The organism is Arthrobacter sp. GW822-FHT05G07 (assembly GCF_058799755.1).
The window spans coordinates 23,681-36,344 of sequence record NZ_JBXALT010000017.1 but is presented as its reverse complement, the minus strand read 5'-3'; the positions used below and the strand labels follow the sequence as shown (position 1 = coordinate 36,344).

Here is a 12,664-nt window from a genome sequence, read left to right as displayed (position 1 = left end):
GGCGGGTCAGGCCCGGGGAGTTGTCCACACCCAAGGCGTCTTCGGCACATTCTGGGGGGTGAAGTGCGGCAGTGCATCCAGCAACGGCGCGGCAGGCAATTGCAGGGACTCCAATATCAGGTCGCGCACCCGCTCGGCAGGAATTCCGACGGCGGCGAGGTCGCCCAGCGTGACCGCACCGTCGCGCTTCGCCAGCCTGACGCCGTCGTGGTTTACCACCAGCGGAACGTGGGCGTATTCGGGCACGGGCAGCCCCAGGAGCGTCGCCAGATACGCCTGCCGCGGGGTGGATGAGAGGAGGTCGTCGCCGCGCACTACTTGGTCGATTCCCTGCTGGGCGTCGTCAACAACTACCGCGAGGTTGTAAGCGGTGACCCCGTCGTTGCGGCGAAGCACAAAGTCATCCACAACACCCACATAGTGTCCGTGCAACTGGTCCTCAACACCCCATTCCGAGACCTCTGCCCGCAAGCGAATGGAAGCAGGCCGCGTCGCACGCCTGATCTCGCGTTCGGCGTGCGAAAGCCGCCTGCATGTCCCCGGGTAGGCGCCCTGCGGCGCGTGCGGCGCGGACGGCGCCTCTTGGATTTCGCGTCGCGTGCAGAAGCATTCATAGGTCCGGCCTTCGGCCGTTAGGCTTCCAATCGCCTGGTGGTACAGCTCCGCGCGCTCAGTCTGGCGTACGACGGCGGCGTCCCAACCAACGCCTACGGCCTGCAGGTCGCGGAGCTGCTCCTCTTCAGCGCCGGAGCGGGCGCGGTCCAGATCCTCGACGCGCAGCAGAAAATTCCGGCCGCTGGACTTAGCGAACAGCCAAGCGAGAATTGCGGTGCGAAGGTTGCCGACGTGCAGTTCGCCGGAGGGGCTCGGGGCGAAGCGGCCAGCAGAAGTCATGATCCAAGCCAACCACAAGAGCCCCTCAGCTACCGCAACGATCCGGTAGCTCAGGGGCTCTTGCTGTGGCGCCCGGGTGATAGGGCGGGTGCGGAATGACAATGCTGTGAACAAGAGTCAATCAGCGGCTGTTTCCTTGCGGGAAACCTGTGCAGGGCTCCGGGTGGTGTTCCGGGGTCCTGGTGCCTGCGGGGTTCGGCGGTAGCCTCGCCCTGTTTCGTTGTCACCATTTCAGCAGGAGACGTACAGTTGGTGCAACGGACATCATAATGATTGGTCGATCTGACCAGTCTGTTGCGAAAACTTAGTCAGGGAGTGGTCACTTTGCAGGAACTCGACGCCACGGACCGCCGGATCCTCGCCGCTTTGGATGACGACCCCCGCGTGCCCATCATGGTGTTGGCCCAGAAGTTGCACCTCGCCCGCGGGACAGTTCAGTCGCGCCTGGAGCGGATGACGGCGTCCGGGGCCCTCCGAGCCAACAGCAGCCGCGTCCTGCCGTCGGCTTTGGGACGTGGCGTGGCTGCCGCAGTTAGTGCCGAACTCGATCAAAGCCATTTGAACGAGGCCATCGCTGCACTGAGGGAGATCCCTGAAGTCCTTGAATGCCACGCTCCCGCCGGTGATACGGACCTCATCATCAGGGTGGTGGCGAAGAGCCCCGATGATCTCTACCGGGTATCCGAAGAAATTCGCCTGTGTCCCGGAATTGTGCGCACGTCCACCAGCATGTTCCTCCGTGAAGTTATTCCGTACCGGACCACGGGCTTGCTGGCGGAGTAAGCAAGGCTAGACCGGCGGTCCTATGTTGGTTTTCAGGTTCTTCATGACCAGCGTTGACGTGAGGCGTTCCACCGCGGGAAGGGCCGCGAGTTCGTCGTCGTAGAAGCGCTGATACGCGGGCAGGTCAGCGGCAATGACCTTGAGCAGGTAATCAGGGGATCCGAAGAGTCGCTGAGCCTCCACAATGTTGGGGCTGGCAGTCACGCGCTCTTCGAACTCCGCCATGATGGTGCGTTCCACCTGCTTGAGCGTGACAAAAACAATCGCTTCAAAGCCCAGGCCCACCGCGGCAGGATCGATGTCTGCACGGTAGCCGCGTATCACCCCCGTTGACTCCAAATCGCGGAGCCGCCGATGGCAGGGAGCCACGGTCAAACCCACCTTCGAAGCAAGGGCAGTGGCAGTCATTCGGCCATCATCTTTGAGGTGGCGCAAAATACTTCTATCGATTCCATCAATCACGCAATTATCTTACCCAGAACGGGTCCCGCGGGGCTAAAAATGGGAACACTTATGGGCTGACTTTCCCTAGAGTTTTCCTACCACCTAACTCTGGAGAGACCCGTGAATCCGCAGCTGTTCCTCGCCTTCATGCTCGTCGCCGTCAGCCTGGCGTGCACACCCGGCGTCGACTGGGCGTACTCAATATCGGCAGGCCTCAAGCAACGCAGCTTCGTCCCGGCCGTTGCTGGCCTGTGCAGCGGTTACGTCATCCACACACTGCTGATGGCCGCAGGCTTGGCGGCCCTTCTGGCCGGTGTTCCGGGGCTGCTGGGATGGCTGACCATTGCCGGCGCCGCTTACTTGCTGTGGCTCGGCGTCGCTACCATCCGCTCGTGGCGAGGCGCGAGCTTCAGCGCGGAAGGCGGCACCGCGCAGTCCGGAAACCAGCTCCGCACCTTCCTTCAGGGCATGGGCACCAGCGGCATCAACCCGAAGGGCCTGCTCTTCTTCGTGGCATTGGTTCCGCAGTTTGTCAGCCCCGAGGCAGCACTGCCCGTTCCGGTCCAGTCGGGCTTACTGGGCCTAACCTTCGTGATCCTCGCCGGGATGGTTTACACCGGCGTCGCGTTGACCTCACGGAAGCTGCTGGCCTCCCGGCCGGGTGCCGCCCGGGTGGTGACGCTGGTCAGTGGGATCATCATGATCGGGCTGGGGACAGTGCTGCTATCGGAGCAACTCCTTCCGCTCCTGCCGGAGATTCAGTCGGCAAGCAACTAGTTCCTCCCCACAGGCGCTGGCAGTTTGCTTTCCCAATTTCTGAGATGAGCGTCATGGATCCCCGTCGAGGCTCACTTCATCATTGTGGCGGCGGCATCAAGCGGCTCCGGGACCTGTAGCCTGCAGCGGCTTTGAGGACGTCCTCCACAGAAGCAGTGGGGGCGAAGCTCCGACTGGTACCTGCAGATAGGAGATTGACATGCGCTTCTCACGTTCATTAGCCACGGCCCTGACTCTGGGGCTCAGCTTGGCCACAATGGGCACAGCCGCCAATGCGGCACCGCCCCCCACGACAGCAGCGTCAGCTGTTGCCCTGACGATCCAGCACTGCAACACGGGCGAGACCTACCAATACCCGAACGGCCAGCAGCTGTACTTTCCCGTCTATAAGGGGAACGGGATCTACACAAGGAGCTGTCTCCTGACTCAAGGAGACAAAGGCATTGCCGTCCGCTTTCTCCAGCGTGCAATGAACAAGTGCCACGGCCAGAACATTGAGGAAGACGGCGACTTTGGGCCTAGGACTCTAGCCGCCCTGCGAGCGACTCAAGCACGTCACGCTCCCCGCATCGAAGTAGGTGACACTTATGGACCTCGGACCGGGCGCACCATCGGCTGGGCAACCAGCACGTCAATGGTGACCGGAGCCGATTCCTACAAACACTGCCAAATGATCGGAATCTGACGTTACAAGGGCAAGACTGACAGCAATACTGGCATTGACGTCAGTGCCAGTATTGCTGGACGCCCAAGCATCTAGCCGGCAAGCAGCTCATCCAGGCGCTCGTATCCTTCGATCACGCCGTAGTCCATGCCGGTGGACAGGGCCATGTCACGGGCTTCCACGGAAGGGTAGACCTCGTGCGCGGACATCCGGGTCCTGCCGTCGATTTCCTCGAAGGCGGTGGTGCTGATGACTACTTGGTTGGGTGCGCCTTCGAACTCGACTGTCTGGATGATCAACGAGTCGGCTTCGACGGTGTGGAAGACGCCGCGGAAGCCATACGTCCCGCTGTCGTCGCCACTTTCGTAGCGCCAGCTACCGCCGGTGGTGGCGTTGTACTCGGTAATTTTGGTCACCGTGCTGCGTGGGCCCAGCCATTTGGCCAAGAGATCCGGGTCAACGTGGGCTTTGAAAACTGCACTGACCGGGGCATCGAATTCGCGGACCGTATCAATGAACGGCACGCCAGGATCAGCGGTGATTGTTGTTGGATTGCTCATTTCAGTTCCTCTTTCTTCTTTGCTGGTGTGTTTTCTTGTTGTTGGTGGGAGACGCCGGCACCAAGCAGCTCGTCCAGCTGCCGGAAACGGGACTCGGCGATCAGCCGGTACCGGTCAATCCAGGCGGTCAATCGCTCCAAGGCTGCTGCGTCCAAATGAACCGGCCTCCGTTGGGCATCGCGGGAACGGGTTACCAAGCCTGCGTGCTCCAAGACCTGAATATGTTTGGAAACCGCCTGCTTGGTGATGGCAAATGGTTCCGCGAGCTCGTTGACAGTGGCGTCTCCCCGGGACAACCGGGCCACCATGGCCCGCCTCACCGGATCCGCCAGGGCCATGAAGGCCCTGTCGAGAGCGTCTTCTTCCATTGCCGCATCAACCTTTCGTCATCAGCCACCCCATAATCAACCAAATCATTGATCAACTCTTTGGTTGATTACAAGACTACGCTTCTGCCCCGGAAGGCACAATGGTTTTTTACTCGCCGCCCAGCTGCCTGAAATCGTTCTCCCACAGGCGACGCATCTCAGCATCCTTGCGGATGACTTCCATGGTCTCAAGCTCCGCGGGAGGGGCCGGCCGCTTGGATCGCGGGGTGAGGGTGCGGCGGCCTTGATCGACCGCGAGCAGTGCCCTGTCTGTCACCGCATCATTCTTCAAGGCCAGATTAGTCTTCCTGCGGCGAAGGACTTCTTTCAATGCAGCCTGGGCCGACTCGAAATCGCCCCTCGCCCGCTGCGACCGCGCCCGGATCAGCAAGAGCGCGGCCGAGAGGTCGTCCGTGTTCAGCAAACCTTCAGTCCACAGCACCACGTCGCGGTGGCGTTCCAGCGAGTACGCCGCCGTGCAGCGCGCCAACGCAGAAGGCAACGACGGCGGCAAACTCACCACTGCTTCCAACGCCGACTCGGTCATCCCCATTTCCCGGAGACAGTGAGACAAGGCCAGAAACACGGATTCCTCGCTGAACAGGACCGGAACCTCAATGCGTTCGGCGACCTCAACTTTGGTGACCACCTGCCCGAGGTACGTAGCCGAGAACTGGCTGGCGTCGTCGTCGATCCTTGTTGTCAAACCGCGCTGCAGCAGCTCGCTCGCCCTCAAGAACCCGCCATGTTTGTACGCGAGCAGACCGGCCATGACGTGGCACAGGCCGGCCCATCCCGGGTTCATGCGGCCAAAAGCGAGGAGCCGATCCGGCTCCGTGGACGTGAAAACGGCCTCATGCATTGCCTTCGCCGTCTTGGAGGACAGCATCTTCAGCCTTGGGACATTTCCCACAACTGTCAGCCTCGCGTGGTCGCGGCCACTGAGGACGCCGGAGAGTACATCGTTCACACCGTCGGCCAGGCCACGGACCGGGGTACGGACGTAACCCTCGCGGAAGGGCGTGAGGTCACGGGTGTCATGGAAGATCGTGTGCACACGTCCATTCGGAGCTTGGCTCATAAATCCATGCTAACCGCCGCTGAACTGGGCACATCCCCTGCTATCGGAGGCATTTCAGGAGTATTATGGCGGCGTCGGCAAGGTTTTGCCACACCCCTTGCCGCAGGTCGGCTCTCCATGAGAAGAGCCGGGTAACCGCGTGAAAGGGAGGACTTGATGACCACCGCTTCGCACCCCGCCGAACACCACCACATGATGGGGTTGACGCTTCGCAACACCGCCATGGGCGTTGGCATTGTATTTCTGCTGGTAGGCGTCCTGGGGTTCATCCCGGGAATCACCACCAATTTCGGCGCCATGACCTTTGCTGGACATGAGTCAGGCGCCATGCTGCTTGGAGTCTTCCAAGTGTCCATACTCCATAACATCGTTCACCTGCTGTTTGGCGTGGCCGGCTTGGCCATGGCTCGGAACGCACGCATGGCCCGCCTGTTCCTCTTGGGCGGCGGCGCCGTGTACATCGTTCTTTGGATCTACGGCCTGGTCATCAACCAGGAAACAGCTGCCAACTTTGTCCCGTTCAACACGGCTGACAACTGGCTGCACCTGATCCTCGGCGTTGCCATGATCGGCTTGGGCGCCTGGCTGGGCAGGGATGCCATGGACGAAACAACCACAGAGCGACGGAAGATGTAACGCCCTTAGGCACGTCGTGCAGAACAACGACGGCGGCTGTCCCCTTTGAGGGGACGGTCGCCGTTTTTCTTCGGCGTCCCCCTCCGCCGCTATCCGAGCAGCCGGTGCTCGTACGCGAACGACACGAGCTGAAGACGCGTCCCGACACCCAACTTCGTGAGGACACTGCGCAGATGCGTCTTGACGGTTGCTTCGGACACGAACAGGCTTTCGGCCATGGCACTGTTGCTCAACCCCTTGGACGCCAACAAGAAGACATCCCGTTCCCGGGCAGACAACGGCTCCAGTACCGAAAGATCCGGACCTGCGACCGGGACTGTCCGTGCAGCGTGCTGAAACAGGTCATGCACTGATCCGGGTGCGATGACCGAGTACCCGGAGTGTACTGTCCTGATTGCCGCCAACAGAAACTCCGGCTCTGCACTTTTGAGCAAATATCCGCTTGCTCCCGCCTGGACGGCCTCCACTACAGCCTGGTCGCGGTTGAAGGTGGTCAAGGCGATGATCTTCGGTTTTTCAACACCGTCCCGCACGGCCGCATCCCAGATTTGCCTGGTGGCAGTTACGCCATCCATGACGGGCATACGGAGATCCATCAAGATGACGTCCGGCGGCTGTGCTGCCGCGAGCCCGACCGCTTGGATGCCTTCGTCAGCCTCCCACGCCAGCAGCATGTCAGGCTGACTCTCTACCAGCATCCGGATACCGGCCCGGAACAAGGGCTGGTCATCAACCAGGGCCACAGAAATGTGCGCCGAAGAATCAGCCAAGGTCAGCCGCCCCTTCTGCCGGGGCCCGTTCTCCCAAGTCCACCAATTCCCCGGAAGGCTGACGGCTGACCTCCACGCTCCCGGTGGTTGCTCCATAGGGAAGGAATGCAGTCACCCGGAACTGCTCACCGTCAGGGCCCACCGTCAACCAGCCACCAGCCAGATGCGCGCGTTCACGCATGCCAGGTATGCCTCGCCCACCGCGATCTCGGGCCAGCCCGGCGTCCGTTTCCCCCAATGGAACGGACGCCGGCAGCGCGGAGGAAGCATGCAGTGTCAGACCTGGGCCGCTCCAATCGAAATGCACCCGGACGGCTGTGCCTCGGCCACCGTGTTTCAGTGCGTTGGTGAGGCACTCCTGGACAATCCTGAATACTGCGAGTTGCTGACCCGCTCCCAAGTCAACAGGAGCTCCGCTTTCGCTGTGCTCAATCTCCAGGCTGCCCTGCCGCATTCGCTCCATGAGCGGTTCGATGTCGCCGATCAGGGGCTGAGGTGTCATCAGGCCATCTTCCCGGACGCCTTCGATGACACGTTGCGCATCAACCAACGCATGCCTGGCAGATACTGCGATGTTCTCCAGGGCATTGAGAACGGGTTTCGGCTGACCGCTGCTCATATACCTCGTACCGTCTGCTTGTGCAGCGATGACGGCCAAGGAATGGGCAAGAACATCATGCAGGTCCCGGGCGATCCTGGTCCGTTCCTGCTCAACGATCAGTTCGATTTCTGTTTCCTTAAGGCTGGCTTGCGCCTGGGCGCGGGCCTTCGACTGGAACCTTCGATCTTCATAGAGAGCCGCCAAAATACCCAGTGTTCCACAAGCCGCGGCCACCAGCAGCAGGGTGCTCAGCAGCTGCCAACCATAAATCCGAAATGCAAATGAGTCTCCGTTATAAAGCGGCATGAACCAGCCAACTCCATTGCCGTAGCGCCAGGAGATCATCATGAACGTCATCAACATCGCGAAGACCACATTAGAGGCGACCGTCCACATCCTCTGCCTCTTATTGCCAGTCCACATGATGAATCCCAGGGAGATGAAGGACCCCAGGTAGATGGCCCAGTGGTTAGCCAACATGGCGGGCACGACGTGCACAAGCTGTCCGATCAGCAAGGCAGCCGTCAGCCCCAAGGAAAGGTAAGGTTTCCACGTCGCAGTTGCGATCACTGCCGTCATCACGAGCAGAGGTATGAGACCCGGCCAGTAGAACCCGGGCCAAGGCCCCATCCGACCCGCTTCCCCTACGCACCACAGCACACAGAAGATGGCAGCCGCCGCGGGGGCGCCCCAATGCCGGACAACTCTCAGTGTTCGTTCCATGCCAGCCAGACTATCCACGGCTCATATCGGAATCGGGCGATAAGTCCTCGGCGTGGGTGATCTCCACCTCGAAGCCAGCAGATTCATCCCTTGGGAGGCACGGATGACGCCGAGATGCCACTTGATGACAATGTTCGCGCCCGGGATTGTCATCACATGCCAACTCGACGGCGGTTTGCGGCTCAGCGCGGCGCGCGGCCACCCAGCCGTGTGGTGACCTTGGCCGCGGCTGCTGCGCAGGCTTCACCGAGGCTGTCCAAGGTGTCTTGTGAGACACGGAATTTCGGCGCCGGAATCAGGACGGACGCCACGATGTCGCCACGATGGTCGTAAACGGGCGAGGCCACACCGACTTCCTCAATGGACGTCTCCCCGAAATTCACTGCCCAGCCGCGCTTAATGGACTCCCCCACCCGGGCCAGATAGGCCTCAATTGCCTCCTCGTCCAGACCAGGAAGGGTGATTGAACCGCTACGCAGCAGCTGACGCACCCTATCCTCATTCTCTGCGCCAAGGAACACCTGCACTGACGAACTCAGGGCCTCGTTGTACCGCGCACCCAGCGGAGTGAGGTGTTTTACCTGATGCCGGCTGGGGATCTGTTCCACGCACATGGATTCGTTACCGTTCCACACCATGAGCGCACTCGTCTCCCCTGTCCGCTCGGTGAGTTCACGCAGCACCGGGTAGGCAACGCGGCGCTCTTCGAGTTCCGCCAGGAGCGGGCCCGCCATGGCGATCATTCCCAGCCCCAAGCGGAACCTGCGTGAATCGACGTCGCGCTCTACAAGGTTTTCCTGTTCCAGGGTCGCGAGGATCCGGGAGACCGTGCTCTTGTGAAGGCCGATTCGGCCCGCGATTTCGGTGACTCCCAGAAGTGGTTCGTCAGCCGTGAAGCTCCGCAGCACTGCGATGGCGTTAACGATGACCGAGGTGCTTTTGTTGTCGCCATTGCTGGAAGCGTCGCTGGATTCCGAGGGAGTCATGGGTTCACTATATTTCGACGGCGGCCAGCTCGCCGGACCGGACGCGGCCGGTGGACACCGCACCGGGCACCCACCGGCCGAGCCGCCTAGGCTCCGATGATGTTGTACTCGGGCCCGAACGGGAACTTGGTGATGTTCTCCGCGCTGTCTTCGCCGACCACAAGGATGTCGTGCTCGCGGTATCCGCCGGCACCCGGCTGGCCGTCCAGCACTGTGATCATGGGTTCCATGGAGACCACCATGCCGGGTTCAAGCACTGTATCGATGTCTTCGCGAAGTTCGAGGCCCGCTTCGCGTCCGTAGTAGTGGCTCAGGACACCGAACGAGTGGCCGTATCCGAACGTGCGATTGGCCAGCAAACCGTGGCTGATGTAGATCTCATTGAGCTCTGCGGCGATGTCCTTGCAGACGGCACCGGGTTTGATCAGCTCGAGGCCGCGCTTGTGCACCTCAACGTTGATGTTCCACAGCTCAAGGGACCGGGCATCAGGTTCGCCGTAGAACAAGGTACGTTCCAGGGCCGTGTAGTAACCGCTGGTCATGGGGAAACAGTTCAGGGACAGGATGTCGTGTTCTTGGATCTTCCGGGTGGTGGCCCAGTTGTGGGCGCCGTCGGTGTTGATGCCGGACTGGAACCACACCCAAGTATCGCGAATTTCCGAGTCCGGGAAAGTGCGGGCGATCTCGTGGACCATGGCCTCGGTGCCGATCAGGGCAACCTCGTATTCGGTGATGCCGGCCGTGATGGCGTTGCGGATGGCCTCACCACCGAGGTCGCCAATGCGGGCGCCATGCTTGATGACTGCGATTTCCTCGTCCGATTTGATCATGCGCTGGCGCATTGCCGCCTGTGCGACATCCACCAGAGTCGCACCGGAGAACGCGGCTTGGATCTTGTTGCGGTTGTCCAGCGGCAGCGAGTCGTCTTCGACGCCGATGCGGCGCGGGTTGATACCGCGGGTGCGTAGGACTTCCTGGATTGCGTGGATGTAGTTGTCACGGCGCCAGTCCGTGTACACCAGGTTGTCCCCGTAGCTGCGGCGCCAAGGCATACCGGCGTCGATATTCGCCGTAATGGTGACCGTGTCATCCTTGGTGACCACCATGCCGTAGGAGCGGCCGAAGTAGGTGAAGAGGAAGTCGGAGTAGTACTTGATGGAGTGGTAGCTGGTGAGGATGACGGCGTCCAGGTCTTTCTCGGCCATGATGCGGCGTAGGCCGGCGAGGCGGCGCTCGAACTCAGCATCGGAGAAGGTCAGCGATACTTTTTCGCCGTTGTTGAGGACCTTGGTGCGCTCGAGCTTGGCGACATCGTTGACGGACTCGTTCTGGGTGATGGTCATGCGGTTCCTTTCAATGGGTTTGGTTGTCTAGTCCTGAAGCAGAGGCTTCTTGGAAGTCTCGGCGGCGAACAGGACTGCGATGAGGGAAACTACGGCGGCGGCCACGAGGTACCAGCCGGGGGCCAGTTTGCTGGCCGTCATACCGATCAGGAGCGTGGCCATGAACGGCGCCGTGCCGCCGAACAAGGCGTTGGAAAGGTTGAAGCTGACAGCAAAACCGGTGTACCGGACCTTCGTGGGAAAGAGTTCGGCGAGGAAACTCGGTAGGGTGCCGTCGTTGAGGGTGAGCATGCCGCCCAGCAGGATCTGAACCAGCACGATCACCAGGAAATTGCGGGTGTCCAGAAGCATGAACGCAGGCACTGTCAGCAGAATGAAAAGGACTGACGCGGTGATAAGCATGCGCTTGCGACCGAACTTGTCCGAGGCGATGCCCGTCAGGAAGATGAAGCCTATGTAGCTGGCCAAGGCAATGGTGGTGGCCAGGAACGACTCTGTTGCACCAAAGCCCAGCTCCTCCGATAAGTACGTGGGCATATAACTGAGGATGACGTAGAAGCCCACCGCATTGAGCAGCACCGCACCCGTGGCGATGACGAGCTGCTTCCGATAGGTCCGGAACATTGCGAACGCCGGAGCCTTCACCGCATTGTCCTTTTCGGCCAATTCCCGGAATGCCGGTGTGTCCTCGAGCTTGGTGCGGATGTACCGGCCGATCAAGCCCATAGGCGCGGCCAGCAGGAAGGGCAGACGCCAGCCCCATTCGTTGAGCTGCTCCGCGGTCAGGACTGAACTCAGCAGGGCGGCAAGCAAGGATCCCAGCAGCAGTCCCGCTGCGGTACTGGCAGGCACGACGGCGGCGTAGAGTCCGCGGCGATTCGCCGGCGCATATTCCACCAGGAAGGCGGACGCCCCTGCGTACTCACCTGCTGCGGAGAAGCCTTGGACAACTCTTACGACCAAGAGCAGGATGGGGGCCATCACGCCGATGGTGGCGTAGCCGGGAATCAAGGCGATGCAGAACGTGGCCACTGACATCAGCACAATCGAGAGGGAGAGTGCCTGCTTCCGTCCAAGACGATCACCGATATGGCCCCAGATGAAACCACCGAGAGGCCTCACGAAGAAGGAGATCGCGAAGACGCCGAACGTCGCCAGCAGGGCGGTTTGCCGGTCGGACTCGGGGAAGAAAACAGTCGAGATGATGCCAGCCAGGTAGCCGTAAACGGCGTAGTCGAACCATTCCACAAAGTTGCCGATGAAGCTGGCAGTGACCACTCGCCGTCGAGTGTCCTTGCTGACTTTGTTGTTGAGGCTTGGAGCGTGGTCGGAGCCGGCGGCTGATGAAAGGCCTTGCTCGGCTGCCACAGAGGATTCATTGCTCATGTGTCCACCAAAATCTTTTGGGGTTGCATTGAACGCAACGCTGTTGCAACAGGATATGTGTGAGTGACGTCACGGTCAAGAGTTAATTTTTTGGATCAACGACCAGCATGACTGCTTCGGCAAGGGGCCGCGCGAGCTAGCGGCGCGAAACGAAATTGTTGCGTCAGCTCCAACCCGGTTGCATCAAATGGGAAGTAGCGGCCAACGAGGCCGCCCCTACACCCACCGACGCTCTCTCACATCCCACACCCACATCACGAACGCTCTCTCACATCCCACCCCCACATCACGAACGCTCTCTCAGCAAGGTGAAGTGGAGGCGACGTCGGCACTCAAGTCGGCATCGACGTCGAGCCTTCCACCCTTAGCGGCTGCGTACGCTCCCTCGGTCAGGCGACGGGAGCCGAAGGGTCGGAGCAGATTGGCCCCATGGGCCCGAGGGGGACTGCATCCAGAAGAACAATGCGGGACGTGAGAGAGGGTCCACCCCAACCGCGAGGGACGTGAGAGAGGGTCCGCCTCAAACCCGAGGGATATGAGAGAGGGTCGGGAGGGGTGGGGTTATCCGGCAGCGCGCATCTAAGCGAGGATCGAGCGAGCGCGCAGGGGATAACACCGCCACCGGAAGGCGGCACGGCTCAAGCACGC

14 protein-coding genes are annotated in these 12,664 nt (G+C 61.0%); 4 read left to right on the top strand and 10 right to left on the bottom strand.

Annotated features, from left to right (window positions below; translation table 11 throughout):
- Window positions 1-6: 6 nt before the first annotated feature.
- Entirely contained in the window at window positions 7-894 is an 888-nt protein-coding gene (gluQRS, locus tag AC1RJY_RS22925) for a tRNA glutamyl-Q(34) synthetase GluQRS (RefSeq protein ID WP_043471541.1), read from the bottom strand.
- Window positions 895-1,218: 324 nt separating this feature from the next.
- Here gluQRS and AC1RJY_RS22920 point away from each other — a divergent pair, with 324 nt between their 5' ends.
- Window positions 1,219-1,677 (top strand): Lrp/AsnC family transcriptional regulator, encoded by a 459-nt coding sequence (locus tag AC1RJY_RS22920; protein ID WP_187329972.1) that lies wholly within the window; start codon window positions 1,219-1,221, stop codon window positions 1,675-1,677.
- A gap of 6 nt (window positions 1,678-1,683) precedes the next feature.
- On the opposite strand, the gene AC1RJY_RS22915 is transcribed toward AC1RJY_RS22920, so the two are convergent.
- Entirely contained in the window at window positions 1,684-2,139 is a 456-nt protein-coding gene (locus tag AC1RJY_RS22915) for an Lrp/AsnC family transcriptional regulator (protein WP_014923036.1), read from the bottom strand.
- 102 nt (window positions 2,140-2,241) lie between these two features.
- Here AC1RJY_RS22915 and AC1RJY_RS22910 point away from each other — a divergent pair, with 102 nt between their 5' ends.
- Together AC1RJY_RS22910 and AC1RJY_RS22905 are read left to right on the top strand one after the other, a co-directional pair.
- The gene (locus AC1RJY_RS22910) at window positions 2,242-2,898 is read left to right on the top strand and encodes a LysE family translocator (RefSeq protein WP_014923037.1); all 657 of its coding nucleotides are present in this window, start codon (window positions 2,242-2,244) and stop codon (window positions 2,896-2,898) included.
- A 199-nt stretch (window positions 2,899-3,097) separates the two neighbouring features.
- On the top strand, window positions 3,098-3,583 hold the full coding sequence (locus AC1RJY_RS22905) for a peptidoglycan-binding domain-containing protein (protein ID WP_498603611.1): 486 nt from the start codon (window positions 3,098-3,100) through the stop codon (window positions 3,581-3,583).
- A gap of 71 nt (window positions 3,584-3,654) precedes the next feature.
- Here the strand turns inward: AC1RJY_RS22905 and AC1RJY_RS22900 are convergent, their stop codons facing one another.
- The 3 genes from AC1RJY_RS22900 to AC1RJY_RS22890 form a co-directional block, all read right to left on the bottom strand.
- Window positions 3,655-4,122 carry an SRPBCC family protein gene (locus AC1RJY_RS22900; protein ID WP_014923039.1) on the bottom strand — a complete coding sequence of 156 codons (468 nt, stop codon included), beginning with the start codon at window positions 4,120-4,122 and terminating at the stop codon, window positions 3,655-3,657.
- Complete coding sequence (locus AC1RJY_RS22895; RefSeq protein WP_014923040.1) at window positions 4,119-4,490, bottom strand: ArsR/SmtB family transcription factor; 372 nt, start codon at window positions 4,488-4,490, stop codon at window positions 4,119-4,121. Before AC1RJY_RS22895 ends, AC1RJY_RS22900 begins: the two co-directional genes overlap by 4 nt.
- Window positions 4,491-4,599: 109 nt before the next feature.
- Window positions 4,600-5,571, bottom strand: a complete 972-nt coding sequence (locus AC1RJY_RS22890) for a hypothetical protein (RefSeq protein ID WP_043470781.1) — start codon at window positions 5,569-5,571, stop codon at window positions 4,600-4,602.
- 156 nt (window positions 5,572-5,727) lie between these two features.
- On the opposite strand from AC1RJY_RS22890, the gene AC1RJY_RS22885 reads away from it, so the two are divergent.
- Window positions 5,728-6,207: a DUF4383 domain-containing protein gene (locus AC1RJY_RS22885; protein ID WP_011776424.1), complete on the top strand. Its 480-nt coding sequence runs from the start codon at window positions 5,728-5,730 to the stop codon at window positions 6,205-6,207.
- A gap of 89 nt (window positions 6,208-6,296) precedes the next feature.
- Here AC1RJY_RS22885 and AC1RJY_RS22880 read toward each other — a convergent pair whose 3' ends face one another.
- The 5 genes from AC1RJY_RS22880 to AC1RJY_RS22860 all read right to left on the bottom strand — a co-directional run bounded on the left by AC1RJY_RS22880 (window position 6,297) and on the right by AC1RJY_RS22860 (window position 12,016).
- Complete coding sequence (locus AC1RJY_RS22880) at window positions 6,297-6,977, bottom strand: response regulator (protein ID WP_043470784.1); 681 nt, start codon at window positions 6,975-6,977, stop codon at window positions 6,297-6,299.
- Complete coding sequence (locus tag AC1RJY_RS22875) at window positions 6,970-8,301, bottom strand: sensor histidine kinase (RefSeq protein WP_498603609.1); 1,332 nt, start codon at window positions 8,299-8,301, stop codon at window positions 6,970-6,972. Before AC1RJY_RS22875 ends, AC1RJY_RS22880 begins: the two co-directional genes overlap by 8 nt.
- Before the next feature lie 182 nt (window positions 8,302-8,483).
- A complete protein-coding gene (locus tag AC1RJY_RS22870) occupies window positions 8,484-9,287 on the bottom strand; it encodes an IclR family transcriptional regulator (RefSeq protein ID WP_498603608.1) in 804 nt (267 codons plus the stop codon).
- 86 nt (window positions 9,288-9,373) lie between these two features.
- Window positions 9,374-10,630, bottom strand: a complete 1,257-nt coding sequence (locus AC1RJY_RS22865) for an aminopeptidase P family protein (RefSeq protein WP_498603607.1) — start codon at window positions 10,628-10,630, stop codon at window positions 9,374-9,376.
- A gap of 27 nt (window positions 10,631-10,657) precedes the next feature.
- Window positions 10,658-12,016 carry an MFS transporter gene (locus tag AC1RJY_RS22860; RefSeq protein WP_014923047.1) on the bottom strand — a complete coding sequence of 453 codons (1,359 nt, stop codon included), beginning with the start codon at window positions 12,014-12,016 and terminating at the stop codon, window positions 10,658-10,660.
- Between the last annotated feature and the right edge of the window lie 648 nt (window positions 12,017-12,664).

Excerpts from the sequence above, each read along its gene's own strand:
- AC1RJY_RS22870 (WP_498603608.1), bottom strand. The coding sequence starts at position 9,287 with ATGACTCCCTCGGAATCCAGCGACGCTTCCAGCAATGGCGACAACAAA.
- AC1RJY_RS22890 (WP_043470781.1), bottom strand. The coding sequence starts at position 5,571 with ATGAGCCAAGCTCCGAATGGACGTGTGCACACGATCTTCCATGACACC.
- gluQRS (WP_043471541.1), bottom strand. The coding sequence starts at position 894 with ATGACTTCTGCTGGCCGCTTCGCCCCGAGCCCCTCCGGCGAACTGCAC.
- AC1RJY_RS22900 (WP_014923039.1), bottom strand. The coding sequence starts at position 4,122 with ATGAGCAATCCAACAACAATCACCGCTGATCCTGGCGTGCCGTTCATT.
- AC1RJY_RS22860 (WP_014923047.1), bottom strand. The coding sequence starts at position 12,016 with ATGAGCAATGAATCCTCTGTGGCAGCCGAGCAAGGCCTTTCATCAGCC.
- AC1RJY_RS22905 (WP_498603611.1), top strand. The coding sequence starts at position 3,098 with ATGCGCTTCTCACGTTCATTAGCCACGGCCCTGACTCTGGGGCTCAGC.
- AC1RJY_RS22895 (WP_014923040.1), bottom strand. The coding sequence starts at position 4,490 with ATGGAAGAAGACGCTCTCGACAGGGCCTTCATGGCCCTGGCGGATCCG.
- AC1RJY_RS22865 (WP_498603607.1), bottom strand. The coding sequence starts at position 10,630 with ATGACCATCACCCAGAACGAGTCCGTCAACGATGTCGCCAAGCTCGAG.
- AC1RJY_RS22875 (WP_498603609.1), bottom strand. The coding sequence starts at position 8,301 with ATGGAACGAACACTGAGAGTTGTCCGGCATTGGGGCGCCCCCGCGGCG.
- AC1RJY_RS22885 (WP_011776424.1), top strand. The coding sequence starts at position 5,728 with ATGACCACCGCTTCGCACCCCGCCGAACACCACCACATGATGGGGTTG.